Source organism: Roseobacter sp. YIN89, from assembly GCF_057219365.1.
Window position 1 is genome coordinate 21,549 of the sequence record NZ_JBXVVD010000002.1, and the last position, 15,587, is coordinate 37,135.

The following is a 15,587-nucleotide window of genomic DNA, read 5'->3' on the forward strand; positions in this document are numbered from 1 at the left end:
CGTGATGAGTCTCGACAAGAACACCAATTATCTTCTTCGCATCGCTTTGACCTGCCTCGGTTTTGCAGCGCTGGTGTGGCTGTTTGAAACCGGAACGCCCGTCTTTCTGCCGCTGGTATGCGCGCTGGTGGCAGGCGTGGTATTTGCACCGCTGGCTGATTTTCTCGACAAGATCGGCGCGCCGCGGGTTGTGGGCGCCATGGTGGTCCTGTTGCTGATCCTTGCCGCTGTTGTGCTGGCAATCGTTGTATTCTATCCGATCGTTTCGTCATTTTTCGCACGCGTCCCGTATCTGTGGAGCGAGCTGCAGTCCTCGTTCAGCGGACTTAAGGAAACGATGGAAAACGTTGAGAGCGTTCAGGACAAGGTGTCGGAGACCATCAATTCCGATGCCGGTGCGGAGACTGTGAAAAAAGGCGTGGAGGTACCGGGTCTGGCAAACATCCTGTCTTATCTGCCTTCAATTGCCGCGCAGATCATGGTGTTTGTCGGCTTGCTGTATTTCTTTTTGCTCACCCGCACCGATATCTACGAGTTCATCGACCGCAAAAGCGACACGGTGGATTTTCGCGTGTTGTGCCGTGCCGAGGCCGAAGTTTCGCGCTATTTTCTGACCGTGACGACAATTAACGGCGTCTTCGGCGCGCTGGTTACGCTGATGCTGATGCTGTTGGATATGCCAAACGCTATCTACTGGGGTATCGGCGCGTTTTTGGCCAATTTCATTCTTTATCTCGGGCCGATCAGCTTTGCTGGCGCGCTGCTGATTGCCGGGCTGGTCACATTTGACGGCGCGAAGAGTTTTGCGCCACCGCTGTTGTTCCTCGCGATGAACATGGTCGAGGGCCAGTTCGTCACGCCGAGCCTTGTAGGCCGGAACATGAAGGTGAACCCGCTGCTTGTGTTTCTGTCACTGGTTTTCTGGCTTTGGATGTGGGGGCCGCTTGGTGGCATCATCGCCATTCCAATCCTTGTATGGATGCGCCAGATCAACAAGGCGGTGCATGCCACGGACAGGGCCGAAGCAGCCCCTGAGCCGGTTTTCATTCAATCGACCTCGACACAGGTAACGTCATGACCAAACTGAAAGCTTTCGACGTTCTGATTACCGCGCAGGAGGCCTATCCTGCTCTTGAGCGTGCGGTCATCGGGGCCAAGGACCGTATCGACATGGGGTTTCGTGTCTTTGATCCGCGTACCGCGCTGCTGAGCCGGCGGGCCCGCGAGATCGGGGGCACGTGGGTGGACCTGCTTGTAGCCAAGCTGGACGAGGGCGTCCGCATCTCGATCAGCCTGACGGATTTCGATCCGGTGGTACGGGCAGAGATGCACGCCGGCACCTGGAAGGCGCTGCGCGTCCTGCAGGGAATTGCAGAGATGTCGAAAAACCCGAACCTGATGCAGGCGCGCGTCTATGATCATCCCGCGCGGGTGGGCTGGGCGCCGCGGCTGGTACTATGGACAAAGATCATGGATCAGCTGCGCGCGACTTGCAGCTGGCTGGGCGAGCTTGACCGGAGCGCACGCAAGGATGTCCTGCGCTCCATGCCACGTTTGCAGGGCATGGTATGCGAAAACGACGACGGTAGCTTTGCCCCGGTACAGGCGAATATCCCACCGATGATCCCGGTGACGCACCATCAGAAGGTCGCGGTCATTGATGACAGATGGTTGTACATCGGCGGGCTGGATCTGGACCGGCGCAGGCTGGACACGCCTGAACACAAAACGGCGGCGGCACAGACTTGGCATGATGTGCAGGCGATATTGCACGATCCGGATCGCGCGCGCGCCGCCCGTATCCATCTGGACAGGTTCCAGCGTGAGTGCGCGGGGAAATGCGCGGTGCGTCCGCCTGCCGGGTTGCTGCGCACCCTGTCGGTTCGCCGGACAACGCAAGATACCCATCTGTCACCGCGCGTCTGCGATACGTCGATCCTTGACGCCCATCTTGATCAAATCTCGAAAGCCGAGCAGTTCATCTACCTTGAAAGCCAGTTTCTGCGCGATCCGGTGCTGACCGACGCGCTGGTAGAGCGCGCTGAAACCGCGCCGGATCTGGGTATTGTCGTGATGCTGCCTGCGGCCCCGCTGGAAGTGGCCTTTGATCACGACGAAGGGCTGGATATGCGGTATGGCGAATACATGCAGGCGCAAATGCTGACGCGCCTGCAAGACGCCTATGGTACACGACTTTTCATCGGCTCTCCGGGCCAGCAGCGCGCCTCGACCAGCAACGATCGCGCCGCAATTTGTGGTGCGCCCATGGTCTTCATCCATTCCAAGGTGTCGGTGTTCGACAACCGGTCTGCGATGATCACTTCGGCCAATCACAACGGGCGCAGCATGCGCTGGGACACCGAGCTTGGCATCGAAGTCACCGACCCCGAGCAGGTGGAAATGGTCCGCAAGCGGGTCATGGGCACCTGGCTGCCGGACAACGCACCGGACCGGATGACAGAGCCGGGACGCAAGACCGTCGGCCTGTGGCGAAGCCTTGCGCAATCAAATGCCAACACCGATCCCGCAGAGCGGCGCGGCTTTGTTCTTCCACATGACGTCGAGGCCTCGGTAAAGTTTGGCCAATTGCTGCCCGGTGTACCTGTGGAAATGGTTTAACATATTCATTTTATTTCTTTTTCCGCGACGTAATTTTGAAAATAATATCAGGTAATCCGTCGCACCTGCGGAACCAAAACAGCCCGCCGCGCGTTTGTCAGTCAAGCAACTCAACGGAGGGTTTCATGACTGAAGACCGCAAAACACAGACCAAGGCCGCCATTCGCGACGGCGTGGATCACGCGGCTGAAGCCGCACATGACAAAGCCCGTGAAGCAACCGATCACGTGGCGCAGAAGGCCGAGCAGCGTGTGAGTACAGCGGCCGATGCTGCCGCTGCCGCATCTGCCGAATTTGAACCGGGCAGCCTGCAGGCGCAGGCCACTCAGCAGGTGGCTGCGCATCTGACCGATGTCGCCAATCGCATCAGCCGCACCGACTTTGATCAGGCCGCGGGCAAGGTCACGCAGTTTGCGCGCGAAAACCCGCTGATGTTTCTGGGTGGTGCCGCGCTAGTCGGATTTGCCGCTGCACGGTTTCTCAAAGCCAGCGACCGCACAACAACTGTCTCGCGGACACCGTCCGAAGACCCGTGGACGGGCTATGTCAGCGCCGCGGATACGGCACCGCAGGGTGATCCCATGTCACGGGGTTACACCAACGGGAGGGCAGACGCGTGAAGGACCATGTGCATCCCCAACCCGACGTAACGGACGCGCCGGAACTGATGCGCTCGGCGCTAGATCACGGCGCACGCCTTGTGCGCAACGAGATCGAATATGCCAAGCGCGAAGTCACCGCCGGCGTGACGCGGGCGCTGATCGGCGTGGTCATGATCCTGACAGCACTGCTGCTAGTCTTTACCGTGCTCGACATCCTTGCTGCTGCCGCCATTGCCGCGCTTGCTGCGGCTGGCATCCCCGTGGCTTGGGCCTCGTTGATTGTCGGTGGTGTGGCCATCGCCATCGCCGCTGGTTTGTTTCTTGCCGGCAAAGCACGTCTAAACCCGAAAAACCTCAAGCCGCAGCGCACGATGAAGCATCTGCGCCGCGATGCTGAGACCATCAAGGAGACAGTCAATGTCTAACGACCTGAACCAACTCGAAAATGATATCCAGCAGGACCGTTCCATGCTGGAACAAACGCTCAGACAGTTGACCACCGCGCTGTCACCTGAGCGCATCTCATCCTCCGTGGCACGCGAAATCGATGCCCGCGGCGGTGCGCTGGGTCAGACGGCGATGGATATGGCACGGGCAAATCCCGCCGCCTTGCTGTTGGTTGGTGCAGGTGTGGCCGCGATGCTCGCAGGCCCGCGCAAACCGAACTCCGCGCCGCCCTATGACGCGCGCGCAGGTCGTTCGCCTGTGGGCGAGTTGCAAAATGATGCGTTAACCGGTGCGTTCGACCGCCGGGTCGCGGCGGCAGACGCGGCCATGGACGATGAACCGCGCGCGCCAAAGCTGCGCGCCGCGCTGAACGCCGGTCTGGCAAATCTGCCCGAACCGGCACGTCACCGCGTGATCAAAGCACGCGAAGCGGCCATTCAGGCGCAGGAAAAGGTTGACCGTCAGGCTGCAATCGCCAAACGCAAGGCGCGGAGTTTTCACCAGCGTCAACCATTGTCGACAGGCGCTGTTGCGCTTGGGCTTGGTGCCGTTCTGGCGGCTGTTCTGCCCCGTACCCGCGTTGAAGACAACTTGATGGGCGAGCAGCGCGACGCGCTGTTGCAGCAGGCCGAATTGACACTGCGCGACGAAATCGCGCGCGCCCGTGCGACCGGCGAGGCCGCACTGCGCGAGGGGTTCGACGCAGGCACACAACGCATTAGCCAACACTGAACCCGCTCCGGTTGCGCCCTTTGAAGGTGTACCGCGACATCAACACAGACAGGAGAACGAACATGTCTACTATTCATTCCGCCGATCCCGAAACACTCGACACAGCCACGACCCTCGATACAGAGCGCGGCACGACCGACAAGGTCAAGGAAACCGCCATCGAGGCGCGCGACAAGGCCACCGAAATGGCCCGCGACGGTCTTGAGACCACACGCAACGCCGTCGAGAGAGGCGCGACCGAAGTGCGCGACAACCTTGTCACGGCTGGCGAGAAGGCCCGCAAGTTCACCGAAGAACAACCGCTTGCCGTGGCCGCCGGCGCCCTGGCTGTCGGCGTCATCCTTGGCATGGCACTCAATAGCCGCCGCTAAGTTAACAGCGGATCTGAGACTGAAGGGGCGCGCCTTAACCGGCGCGCCCTTTTTCTTGACGTTGGGTCAGTCCTGTCGAAAACCGCAGTTCTTATGTCATAGATTAATGCGACAATTTAGGTTCTTTGCCATCGTTGCTCTTTAACAATTGGGGGGCTGGACGTGTTGGACCTGAAGCGAATAGCCATCATCGAAAAGAACATGTTCATCTCTATGGACATGAAAGACATCTTTCTTTCCGAAATGCCGACCGCTCAATGCGAGATTTACGACAGCGTCAGCGCCGCGCGCGCGGCCAACAAGGGCACAACGCCGGATCTGGTGGTCGTTGCGGCAAACCAGAACGGCCAGATCGATGCCTCGGACAAAGATGTGATGTGGTTGTTCCAGTCGCGTGTCATCGTCATTGACCCACGCCTGAGTGACGCCCCGCCCGGCTGGGCGCATCTGAACAAACCGTTCACCGAAGCACAGCTGATCGACGCCGCGAGCAGCTTGCTGTCAGTTTCGAGTGTCGAGGGCCATTCCCATCAGCCCTGACCGGCAGACATACTTTGTTTTTCTGCTTCAAAGTCAGCAACCGGGAAATCGACCCGAAGGTGATACTCACCTTCGCTTTCGTTGGTTCTTAACTCCCCGTCCAACTGGCTGGCAAAGGCGCGCATGAGCTTGCTGCCCAGTGATGTGCTTTCAAAGTCTTGTTGTTTGCTTTTGGCATGAACAACATTCGACATTTCGAGCGTTGCGCGGCGTTGTGCGCCAGCTTCTTCTGGCGCTGAATAGGCTTTGAGAGATACAGCGATTTGCGCATCGCCAGACTGGGAGTACTTGAGCGCGTTGGTAATCGCCTCGGATACCAGCAGTATAAGAGGCAAAGCCTGATCGGGGTAAAGCACCACGGCATCCAGATCAAAACTCACCGGTGTTTTCGCCCCCTTTGGGACGCCAACCGCGATGCTTTGGTTGACGACCTCTTCGACGATGGGTGCGGCGTCTACCCTGTCCATCTGCTCGGCTTCGTAAATCATTCGATGCACCGACGCGAGCGCCAGTACGCGGTCTTGCAACCGGCGTACCACGTATACTGTCTCATCGCTCGGCTTGCCCCGCAGCACCATGTTAATGATCGAATTGATGAGCTGCAGGTTGTTCTTTACCCGGTGGTGTACCTCTTTGAGAAGCACGTCTTTTTCATGTACGGACGCCTCGAGCTTCTGCTCGTCTTCGACCAGCGCCCGGGCAAGCGTTCGAAAGTCTTCCTCCATCGCGTATAACTCGCCGCGTCCGCTTATTGCCCCCTCCGGGACTTGGCGCGCGGCATTGAATCTCGACATCTGCCTCGAAAGCCGTTTGATCCCGCGGATCACAAGCCGGTGCATAATCAGATACACCGTCAGGACGCTCACGGCCCAAGCCGCAACCGCAAAAAGTGTGGTGTTGAGGAACGTGCGATTGGTATTGATCAGGGCGGCGTCCGAAGGCCAGGTTGCCAGCGCATAAACGGCATCCGGCACCAGTGGCAGTACGATATAACGATATGGCTGCCCGTTTCGCGCCGTATCGTCAAATGCGTATTGGAAAGGCCGGGTCAGTTCGGCGAGGTTGATCTTTGGCGGCAGAAAATCCAGCGCCGCTGGCTTGTTGTGATCCTCAACCGTCAGCACCTGACCCAGGTTGTTGAAAGTAATGAGCCCCGCCGGTCGTTGATCCGATGACGCCTCTGGCCGTGGAAAGAGAAGTTGCGGCGAGACATGCAACTGCAACTGGCCGCGATATGCGCCATCTTCCAGCACCGGTGTGACCACCACCAGTGATGCAGAACCGGCCACGTCATCCGCTTCGCTGCGATAGACGGCAATATCCCCTCGTAAGGGCAAATCCTGCACTCTTGTGTCTAACAGGTCTTGATCCTCCGAGGGCACAGAGGCACAGGCAAGCCTGTTGGTATCATCGAAAAAAGCCACAAAAGTATAAAGCGCGGAATTTCCAACGAACCGGCGCAAAACGGTGCGGCACAGGGCGGGTCGGTCTTTGAGGGAAAATGCGCTGGTTGCCAGTGCGGCAGCGCCCCCGATTGCGCGTTCCATGATCTGACGGTCTCTTGCGGCTGCCTTTTCGGACAGCGCGATCATGCCACGCTCACCGGCCTGTCGCTGATCCTGCAAAATAAGGCCGGTTTGCCAAAGCGCAATGAACCCAAGGGGCAGCAGCGCAATCGACACATACAGCACGGCGCGAGTGCTCAAACTTATCAAGCGAAGGTTTCTGACCATTACTGATGTGCTTATTCATGATCTGCCGTGGGACGGGATGGCGCGTTCGTCTGTTCCTTCAATGCCTGTAGCAAGCGATCAAAAATCGCATCAGGCTCAGGCGCTTGCGCGTCCGGAAAGGCGCGGCGTAAATTCTCTTCGACCAATTCGGTCGAGCTAAAAGGTCTCGAACGTACCACTCAGATGCTCACAAATTAAATTTTTTCCGACTTTGGGGAACTAACGCGCTGCCCAGACGTTTGTTCCCGAGTTTTTTAAAAAAGGTACATCATCAAATGAGCTCGACACACAACAGCCCGGATCTTGCAACCGCTATCGGGGAACAGTTGCCTTTTTTGCGGCGCTACGCCCGCGCGTTGACGGGAAACCAGGCAGAGGGTGACACCCACGCCGCCAAAACGCTCGAGGCGATCCTGCACGACCCATCCATGTTTCAAACAGACGTTCCGGCGAAGCAGGCGCTTTTCACCATATTTCATAAGGAATGGAACAGTGTAACCTCGGCAGAGACGCCGGATCACGGCGGCATCGAAGCGGCGGCACGGCGGCATTTGTCAAAATTGGCACCCGGTTCACGCGAAGCGCTGTTACTTTCGGTGATCGAGGAATTCACACCCGACCAGATCGCGGGGATCATGGCGCTGCAGACCGAAGACGTTCACAACCTGCTGGCGCAAGCCTATGACGACATGGAAAAATCCATTCGCGGCAAGGTCATGATCATCGAGGACGAAGCGATTATCGCAATCGATCTTGAAGGGATCATCACAGACCTTGGTCACGCGGTGACAGGCGTGGCCCGTACGCGTGATGCTGCGGTCAATCTGGCGGGTCAAACCGCACCGGACCTTATTCTGTCGGACATTCAACTAGCGGATAATTCGTCTGGCATCGATGCCATCGACGACATCATGAAGGATCTCACTGTGCCTGTGATTTTCATCACAGCCTTCCCCGAGCGGCTGCTGAGCGGTGAAAAACACGAACCGGCGTTTCTGATCTCCAAACCTTATACCGAGGAACAAGTACGTGTCGCCGTAAGTCAGGCCATGTTCTTTGCCTCGACAGAGACGCTTCGCGCATAAGAGTTTGACAGAAGCCTCGTGCACGCGCCTTGCGGCGTCACCGTTTCGGTACCGTGTTCAGCACAAAAGAAAGCCGGTCAGCACGTTCACACGTGCGACCGGTTTTTCTGTGTCGCAGCCGCCCACGAAATGTTGCGCGACGCTCGGCATCGTCCGTTTGGTAAAGGGCGGCACTTGAATGGCCCTGTTGCGGGCGATTGGGCTGCGCGCAACCCAACTGCGTTAGATCAACGGGCGCTTTTTGACCTCTTCAAGCTCCATGTCCGCCGCGTTGGCCAAAGCGCCCAGATCATGCACTGTCAGCTTGCCTTCAGCCCATGTTACGAGCTGCCTTTCGCGCAGTCGCGCCAGTGTCTTGTTTGTATGCACCAACGACAGCCCGAGCGCATCCGCTATGTCCTGTTGTTTGAAGGGGAAGGGCATTGTGTTTTCATTGACCAGATTCAGCGACTGGCCGCGCTGAAATATCCGTACAAACGCCCATGCCACTGCAGCAAAAGCATCGCGTTGACCTACCGTGGTCAGCGTGTCGCCGAGAAAGTGTTCCTCCGTCGCCGCCAGCCACGTGATGTCAAACGCGCGGTTCGGGCTGCCGCTGAAGAACTCAAAAAAGTCGCTGCGGTCGAACACGCAAAGTTTCATCCGCGTTGTCGCCTCAACCGAATGCCCCATCTCGCCCAGCATTCCGGCCTGAAGACCGATGAAGTCGCCGGGGAAAATCAGATTGATGACCTGTCGCCGCCCGTTGGGGAGGATCTTATATCTCAACCCCATACCCTTTAATGCCGTAAACAACTGTGGCGAATTTGACCCCTCCATCAGGATGGGCGTGCGCGGATCCACATCCAACTCGCCCGATTTGTACCGGCTCGTCCGCTCCAGTTCCGCCTTTGTCATGTCGTCGAATATTTCGAGTTTACGCAGCGGACAGTTTGTACAACTGGTAACCATAAAAAAACCTCCCGTGAGTGTCTTAGTTTAATGCGGCAAACGGGAAAGGGTTCCATAAGTGGATCAGGTAGACCGAGAAGCCGTACGACAAAAAACGATCGTTTGGGGTATCTAGGAACAACGCCGCAGGGTGTCCGACGATACCCTTGGGCCTGTGTGTGTGTCCGTACCGGTCGAATATGTTGTAGCGCCACTTGGTGGACCGCGAAGAAGGCGCGTAGCGCCTGCGCGCCTTCTTCGAAACCTGATCTTGCGCTGTTGTACCGTTCCAGCCATCGACGTTACGGGACGATCAAACGCCTACAAGGGCCTCATGAAACGCCATAAACGCTCGGTAGCTGGTTGGTTTTGCGCGACGCCTTGCTGGATGTCGGACAAATTGGGTCGTCGCTCATGCCCTGAACACGCGCAAGAATTGCAACGGGCTGATCGCACAACGGTATGCGGGCGATCTTTTCGCGTTTTCAACTGCTCGTCCGGTATAAACATCTTGGTCCCAAGATCGATTTCCTTCTCGGCCGCATGCCGTTCTTCTGCGCTGCGGGTCGCGGTCAATATGATCCAGCGCAGGCAAAGGCGGCCACGGCTTTCTTTTGCTCCGAAATGGCACTCCGTCGCGGTGGATACCTCCCGTTGATAAACACTGTCGTGGTCTAGCGCCGGCAGAGCCTTAGGCAGACCGCCGTCAACTGCGTTTGGTTTTTCCGGTAAATTTACCGTTGGAACACGCGAAAGTATCCCTGAAACACTGTTTCAATCGTTTGGTTACCGGGTGTCTTTCGATGGAGATTGGGCGCAGGACATTCAAGTTTATCCTGCCTATGAATGGTGGCTTCATCGCGATCGCCTGACGGTTTGAAGGCGTTGTTTTGTGTGCAGAAAGCTATTGCGCTGCGTTCTTTTCATTCTTGAATCTGCACTTGAGTGAACTGTGCTGCTCTTGAGCAGCTAACTTGAATAAAACCGTAAGGACATCACGTTCGGCTTTGCCATCACAACCTGTTTGAGCCTGCTTTGAAGATCTCACTGCATATTTGCGCCCGCGTCACAGATACAAAACGGCCCGGGCCGTATTCAGTGGGCGAAACGCACAGAACGATCCCAACAGGTTTTTCGCCCGATCCGAGGCATCAAAAATAAATGGAGCGAAGCACAACCAAGTGCTTCGCTCCATTTTGTGGTTCGAGCCCTGCTGCTTGCACCTCAGGGCAGTTTTGAAACGGGTTTATTGTGACATGCCACCTTCGCTGGAAACCTGTTCTTCGACGTTATTTTGGTTTGCAACTGCAGAGCCACGCGGTGGAAAGTCCTGAAAGCTTTGCAAGTGTTTTTGTACCAGCTTGGCTGCCGGCCCAAAAGCCCACATTTTTTTGCCCATCCAATTGGTATACATACCGGATTCTTCGGCAGCCTTTTCATATGGATCGCGCCGCAGGTTGAAGAGCAAAGGCGCATTCAACTCATCTTTTGGTCCAGCCCAGCCATGATGCTGTACAACAAAATGCGCTTTCCAGTCGCGGTACCTGACGGCCTGCAAATTGGTGCCTTCGTAGTAGATGATCTCGTCGCGGCTGCTTTCTTCGCCACCGGTGAGATAGGGCAGCTGGTTGTAGCCATCCAAATGGACCTTGTAGCCCTGATAGCCCGTCAGCAGTTCCGCAGGAAGATCGTCAGGCCCGCCGGCTGCGGCGACCAAGGTTGGCATCCAGTCCATTCCGGAGAATATGCCGTTGGCGACCCTGCCTTCGGGGACTTTTCCCGGCCAGCGGATGATGGCTGGGACGCGGAAGCCGCCTTCCCAAGTCGTGCCTTTTTCGCCATGGAAGGGGGTTGTGCCACCGTCAGGCCATGTCAGCGTTTCAGGGCCATTGTCCGACGTAAAGACAACGATCGTATTTTCCCTGATGCCCAGTTCGTCGAGGCGCGCGAGCACTTTGCCGACGTTGTCATCAAGTTCTTTCATCACAACATCTTGCAGTCCGCGCCCGTCACCGAGCATTGCCTCGTACTCCGGGCTGAGGTGGGTCCAGACGTGGGCGCGCGCAGGTGCCATCCACACAAAGAATGGCGTTTCGCTCTCGACGGCTCGGTTGATGAAATCAACCGTTTTCTCGGTGACTTCGTTGTCCAGCGTTTTCTGACGCTCTGGCGGTGCCGGCCCGTCATCGATGATGCGCTGGTTGCCGACCAGTCCCCACCGGGGATCAACGGTTTCATCTGTTTCTTCGGTCGCGTAGGCATGGATGACGTTGCGCGGGCCAAACTGGGCCGCAAATTCCGGATCATCGGGCCAATCCGGGTCGGATGTATATTCCATGGCGTTCAGGTGGTAGAGCCATCCCCAATACTCATCAAAACCCTTTGTTGTCGGCAGAAACTGGTTTTGGTCGCCCAAGTGGTTTTTGCCAAACTGGCCGGTTGTGTACCCCAGTGACTTCATCATGTTTGCCAGCGTCGGGTCCTCGTTGCTCAACCCCACGGGATCGCCCGGCAATCCAACCGTATGCATGCCTGTGCGGATCGGCAGCTGACCAGTCAGAAACGACGAGCGGCCTGCTGTGCAACTCGGCTCTGCATAGTAATCTGTAAGCCTTGTGCCCTCGGCAGCAAGTTGGTCGAGGTTCGGGGTCGCTATGCTTTTTATGCCTTGATGATAGCTGCCCAAACTGGCCCATCCGACGTCATCTGCCATGATAACCAGAATATTGGGGCGCTCCTCCTGCGCCGTGGCAGCGGTTGCCATCACCACGGTCGCCAGAATGGCGCCCGCGACCGAGCGGCTGCTTTTCAGATTAAAGTTCAACAATTCTCTATCCTTCTTTTAACTTGGGGTACGCGTCTGATTTCGGCCAATGCATCGGCAGCAGATGCGCACTGAAGGGGACATCTGCTGGCCGGTATCATCCGAGGTTGTCTTTTCATTCCCAGATTGCTTTTGTGAAAGTCTCAGTCAGTCTTTTGTTCAACATTGCGTGGGGTTTAGCGGACTGACCGTAGTGCAACTCGGCCAGCGCCGCGATGTCATTATAAAGCACAATCGTTTTGCCATCTTCATCCGCATAGACCAGCAGCTTTTGACAGAACGCATCCAGCCCGATGGAGGGATACTCCGCCATTGCGACCCCACCTGGCGCAGGCCCGCCAAACAGGAGAAGCTGCGCGGGTTTCACCTCAACACCGTGTGCTTTCGCTTCTTGACGAAAGTCGATTTCACCAAACCAGATCGTGTCAGACTGCGCCGTAACCGCTGACCTGAGCCGGGCAACGGTTTCTGCAACCGGAAACGGCGATACCAGTTCAATGATGCCAAAGTTCTGGGTCACGCCGTCAACAGCAACGGGATGCGGAACGACACCTTCAACATCCGCAAGAACGGTCGCGATGCGGTCGTCGAAGTCAGACAGGGCGGCACCGTTCGCCAGTGCGTGGCGCTGCGCCAGAAATGCGCCGGAGGTGTAGGCAAGAGCAGACCCTCCGTTTTCAGCGTAGGACAGGGCACGAAACGGCAAGTCCAGCCCCGCGCGCAAGTTTTCCTGCAAAATCAAAACGTTCAGGCGCGTGTCTGAAAACAACTGAACCCGCGCAGGCGGCATTTCCACCCCCTCGGCAGCAGCGAGACGAGCATGGTCAATGCTGAGCACCGGCGTAAGTCCTGCATCCTCTACGGCGCGGGCCACTGAGCTAAATGATCTGTCAACGTCCGCCTGTAGCTGTTCTTCGCTCACTGCGGGAACGGCAAGGCAAAACGCCGCGAGCGACGCGAGACCAATCCTTGAAATCAGGGTCACATTATTCTCCTAAACCACGGCGGCGTTTTGTTTTCTCAGATTGGCCACGGCCAGGAGGGCAAAGGCGATCTCTGCGCAAAGGTAGAACAGCAGCACGAAATTTGGCAAGCCATCTACCACAAGGCTGATCAGCCGACCCGCCGCAAGGCCTGTCATAAAGACCAAAAGCAGCCAAAGCGCAGGCCGTGTCAGGTTTTCATTAAACGCACCCGCAATCCAGAACACGAGGTTAGCGAAATATAGCCCCATGATCGCACGAAAGACATGCGTGAGGTGCGTGCCTTCCACCTGAAATTCCAGCAGCAGGGGCAAGGTGACAGAAGGTGCGAGACCGTAGGACAGCGCAATAGGTACAAGACCTGCGGCTGCTAACAGCAAAAGTAGTCTATCGGACATCAATTCTCTCCCGATTCAGCGTTTTGAACTTCCACAAAGTACCTGCAACGCGTAACGGCAATACTTCGGGACGGGCATGGTGACGTATGTGCTTTGACCGCGTCCGCATGATCCCCGCAGAGATCATGCAGGCGCGACGCTTGCGTGATTTGTCACGCAGCATTTTGCTGTTGGTCGGTAGCCGCTTTTGCCGCTGCCGCTTCTGCGCCAGCCATCGAATCCACAACCACACGCGGCGCTGCAAGTTCAATGTCGTTTTCGGCAAATGCCTTTTGGATCGCAATCAGCGCCTTGCGACGGATCAGGAATTGCTCACCCGGTTTGGAGGTGAACTTAACACCGATCTTGTAGTTTGACCCTACCAGAGCAACAGCGCCCTGACTTTTGAGAGGTGCCAGAAACTGGCCTTCAAGCTCGGGATCATCCATCAACTGGGTGCCAACTTTCTTGACCAGTTTGCGCACCTTTTCGAGATCTTGTTTCGGGGATACTTCGAAGGAGAGCTTGACAGTAACCCAGTCACGGCTGTGGTTTTGAATTGTCCCCATGGAACTGAAGGGGATGGTGTATACTGCACCCAGATGATGGCGCAGTCGGACCGATCGCAACATGATCGCCTCGACAACACCTTTGCCTTGGCTCGTTTCGACGTACTCACCCTTTCGGAAGGCGTCCTCAACCAGATAAAGCACCCCGGCAATGATATCTTCGACGATTTTTTGCGCCCCAAAACCGATCGCAAGACCAAGAATACCTGCTCCGGCCAGAAGCGGCGCGATCTGAACCCCCAGCGACGACAACGCAAGCAAGACTGTCACCGTGCCGATGAGAACGGCGAGGGCAGTGCGCAGAATCGGAAACACGGTTTCAATGCGACTGCCGCCGACACCGCCTTCGCCCTCAGGCACACCGTCGCCGCCATCGTTCTGATCCGGTGTTCCAATGGTGAGAAAACCGCTCAACGCACGCCATGCAGAAATACCGATGACCGTTACAATTGCAGCGCTGACGAGGCCGGGCAGAATACGCTGGGCACCTGTCAAATCTGTCGCGAAAGGATCAATGTCCCATGCATAGAGGATTAGGATGGCCGCTCCGACAGTGACGCCGCCTTCCAAGATCGAAAAGATACCTGCAATTCGGCCGGGATATGCTTGTTCCTGCCGGGAAAGCAGATGTTGTTTCCAGCCATTAATGGCAGCGACAATAAAGGGGGTGACGACAAACACGGCAAAAGACCGTTTTAGAGCTGCCGCCTCGCCACCAAGGGTGCCTGACAGGTAACCCCGTGCCTCTGCCAGAACCTGAAGCACGAACAGGACCATATAAAGCGCTGGCCAGAAATTGCTGAGCATGCGGACCGACGGAACAGGTCGCTCTGGATCGCTGGACAGCGCCCGCGTGATCAGTTTGCCAATAGGCCGCCGGATCGTGAGGAAGAACATCGATGCAGCGATACAATCGAGTACGCGTGTCAGGACGGCAAACAATGCTCCGCTTTCGCCTGCGTCAACAACGCTGATGACGAAGTCACGCGCAAAGGCTGTCGCTGCGAGAACGAGGACCAAGAACATTGCTGCACGCATAATGCCGGTCGCTTCGTGGTCAGACAGGCTGTTTGCCCGCCTGCTGGCATCACGAGATGCGCTGAGAAGCTCAACGACAAAAAGCCATGCACGCGGCAGCATCACACTGGACAAGGCAACGGACGCCAGCGCCGACGCTTCGTTTTCTGAGCCGATGATGGCTTTGATCGCGATGAAGCTTGCTGCGAAAAAGAATAACAGACCAAAAGCTTTCACGATGCCCCACTGGAGTGCTGCGCCGATCGGATGGCGGTCTGTCGCAGGATCAGATGAGCGGCGCTGCAGATTTCCAAGGGTCATTTTTGTTATGACCTGCTCAGCCAGATAAACGGCAACAAAAATCGCCGCGCAGATGACCAACGTCATGAACGGTTGAAGCTCCGCAGACGATCCAACCTGTGCAAACCAGTTATTCACCAGTTGCCCCAGCCCACTGCTGGCTTGCAAACCAGATGCAAACAACTCTGCCAGCGTCGGGACTGCGACGTTGTCCGTGACCACCTGAGCATCAGTGGGAAGTTGGGATGTGATTTGCTCCAGCGTCTCGGCGACATTATCGCCAGAGACAATTATCTCGATATGGGATTGGGTCACGTGATGTCCTTCTTCGTGTTTAACGCTTCGTATCAGCGGCGATTAATCTTCAACTGAGGTGGAACTACCCGCGATCTTCCTATCCGGCAAAAGTGTAAAAGCATGGTTAATCTATCCTTTCGGATAGGTTCCAAGCCCGCCGG

At 56.8% G+C, this 15,587-nt stretch carries 14 protein-coding genes; 8 read left to right on the plus strand and 6 right to left on the minus strand.

Annotated elements, in window-relative coordinates; translation table 11 throughout:
* Positions 1-4: 4 nt before the first annotated feature.
* The 7 genes from AC2D8V_RS06310 (at position 5) to AC2D8V_RS06340 (ending at position 5,311) form a co-directional block, all read left to right on the plus strand.
* A complete protein-coding gene (locus AC2D8V_RS06310) occupies positions 5-1,078 on the plus strand; it encodes an AI-2E family transporter (RefSeq protein ID WP_484732692.1) in 1,074 nt (357 codons plus the stop codon).
* Complete coding sequence (locus AC2D8V_RS06315) at positions 1,075-2,619, plus strand: phospholipase D family protein (protein ID WP_484732693.1); 1,545 nt, start codon at positions 1,075-1,077, stop codon at positions 2,617-2,619. Before AC2D8V_RS06310 ends, AC2D8V_RS06315 begins: the two co-directional genes overlap by 4 nt.
* Before the next feature lie 125 nt (positions 2,620-2,744).
* Positions 2,745-3,239, plus strand: coding sequence for a hypothetical protein (locus tag AC2D8V_RS06320; protein ID WP_484732694.1), 495 nt, complete (start codon positions 2,745-2,747; stop codon positions 3,237-3,239).
* Complete coding sequence (locus AC2D8V_RS06325) at positions 3,236-3,646, plus strand: phage holin family protein (protein WP_484732695.1); 411 nt, start codon at positions 3,236-3,238, stop codon at positions 3,644-3,646. Before AC2D8V_RS06320 ends, AC2D8V_RS06325 begins: the two co-directional genes overlap by 4 nt.
* The gene (locus AC2D8V_RS06330) at positions 3,639-4,400 is read left to right on the plus strand and encodes a DUF3618 domain-containing protein (RefSeq protein WP_484732696.1); all 762 of its coding nucleotides are present in this window, start codon (positions 3,639-3,641) and stop codon (positions 4,398-4,400) included. Before AC2D8V_RS06325 ends, AC2D8V_RS06330 begins: the two co-directional genes overlap by 8 nt.
* Before the next feature lie 62 nt (positions 4,401-4,462).
* On the plus strand, positions 4,463-4,771 hold the full coding sequence (locus tag AC2D8V_RS06335; RefSeq protein ID WP_484732697.1) for a hypothetical protein: 309 nt from the start codon (positions 4,463-4,465) through the stop codon (positions 4,769-4,771).
* Between the two features lie 162 nt (positions 4,772-4,933).
* Complete coding sequence (locus AC2D8V_RS06340; RefSeq protein WP_484732698.1) at positions 4,934-5,311, plus strand: hypothetical protein; 378 nt, start codon at positions 4,934-4,936, stop codon at positions 5,309-5,311.
* On the opposite strand, the gene AC2D8V_RS06345 is transcribed toward AC2D8V_RS06340, so the two are convergent.
* Positions 5,302-7,017, minus strand: a complete 1,716-nt coding sequence (locus AC2D8V_RS06345) for a sensor histidine kinase (RefSeq protein ID WP_484732699.1) — start codon at positions 7,015-7,017, stop codon at positions 5,302-5,304. The genes AC2D8V_RS06340 and AC2D8V_RS06345 overlap by 10 nt on opposite strands.
* 302 nt (positions 7,018-7,319) lie before the next feature.
* On the opposite strand from AC2D8V_RS06345, the gene AC2D8V_RS06350 reads away from it, so the two are divergent.
* Positions 7,320-8,129 carry a response regulator gene (locus AC2D8V_RS06350; RefSeq protein WP_484732700.1) on the plus strand — a complete coding sequence of 270 codons (810 nt, stop codon included), beginning with the start codon at positions 7,320-7,322 and terminating at the stop codon, positions 8,127-8,129.
* Positions 8,130-8,351: 222 nt separating this feature from the next.
* Here AC2D8V_RS06350 and AC2D8V_RS06355 read toward each other — a convergent pair whose 3' ends face one another.
* From AC2D8V_RS06355 to AC2D8V_RS06375, 5 genes are all read right to left on the minus strand, one after another.
* Positions 8,352-9,080, minus strand: a complete 729-nt coding sequence (locus tag AC2D8V_RS06355; protein ID WP_484732701.1) for a Crp/Fnr family transcriptional regulator — start codon at positions 9,078-9,080, stop codon at positions 8,352-8,354.
* Between the two features lie 1,225 nt (positions 9,081-10,305).
* Complete coding sequence (locus tag AC2D8V_RS06360) at positions 10,306-11,883, minus strand: arylsulfatase (protein WP_484732702.1); 1,578 nt, start codon at positions 11,881-11,883, stop codon at positions 10,306-10,308.
* 115 nt (positions 11,884-11,998) lie between these two features.
* Positions 11,999-12,868, minus strand: a complete 870-nt coding sequence (locus AC2D8V_RS06365; protein WP_484732703.1) for a DUF302 domain-containing protein — start codon at positions 12,866-12,868, stop codon at positions 11,999-12,001.
* Between the two features lie 9 nt (positions 12,869-12,877).
* Positions 12,878-13,264 carry a DUF4345 domain-containing protein gene (locus AC2D8V_RS06370; RefSeq protein ID WP_484732704.1) on the minus strand — a complete coding sequence of 129 codons (387 nt, stop codon included), beginning with the start codon at positions 13,262-13,264 and terminating at the stop codon, positions 12,878-12,880.
* 152 nt (positions 13,265-13,416) lie between these two features.
* Positions 13,417-15,444 (minus strand): mechanosensitive ion channel family protein, encoded by a 2,028-nt coding sequence (locus tag AC2D8V_RS06375; protein WP_484732705.1) that lies wholly within the window; start codon positions 15,442-15,444, stop codon positions 13,417-13,419.
* Positions 15,445-15,587 lie beyond the last annotated feature (143 nt).

What these genes read in the sequence shown, in the direction of transcription:
- AC2D8V_RS06310 (WP_484732692.1), top strand. Translation starts at nt 5, where the DNA reads ATGAGTCTCGACAAGAACACCAATTATCTTCTTCGCATCGCTTTGACC.
- AC2D8V_RS06315 (WP_484732693.1), top strand. Translation starts at nt 1,075, where the DNA reads ATGACCAAACTGAAAGCTTTCGACGTTCTGATTACCGCGCAGGAGGCC.
- AC2D8V_RS06320 (WP_484732694.1), top strand. Translation starts at nt 2,745, where the DNA reads ATGACTGAAGACCGCAAAACACAGACCAAGGCCGCCATTCGCGACGGC.
- AC2D8V_RS06330 (WP_484732696.1), top strand. Translation starts at nt 3,639, where the DNA reads ATGTCTAACGACCTGAACCAACTCGAAAATGATATCCAGCAGGACCGT.
- AC2D8V_RS06335 (WP_484732697.1), top strand. Translation starts at nt 4,463, where the DNA reads ATGTCTACTATTCATTCCGCCGATCCCGAAACACTCGACACAGCCACG.
- AC2D8V_RS06350 (WP_484732700.1), top strand. Translation starts at nt 7,320, where the DNA reads ATGAGCTCGACACACAACAGCCCGGATCTTGCAACCGCTATCGGGGAA.
- AC2D8V_RS06355 (WP_484732701.1), bottom strand. Translation starts at nt 9,080, where the DNA reads ATGGTTACCAGTTGTACAAACTGTCCGCTGCGTAAACTCGAAATATTC.
- AC2D8V_RS06370 (WP_484732704.1), bottom strand. Translation starts at nt 13,264, where the DNA reads ATGTCCGATAGACTACTTTTGCTGTTAGCAGCCGCAGGTCTTGTACCT.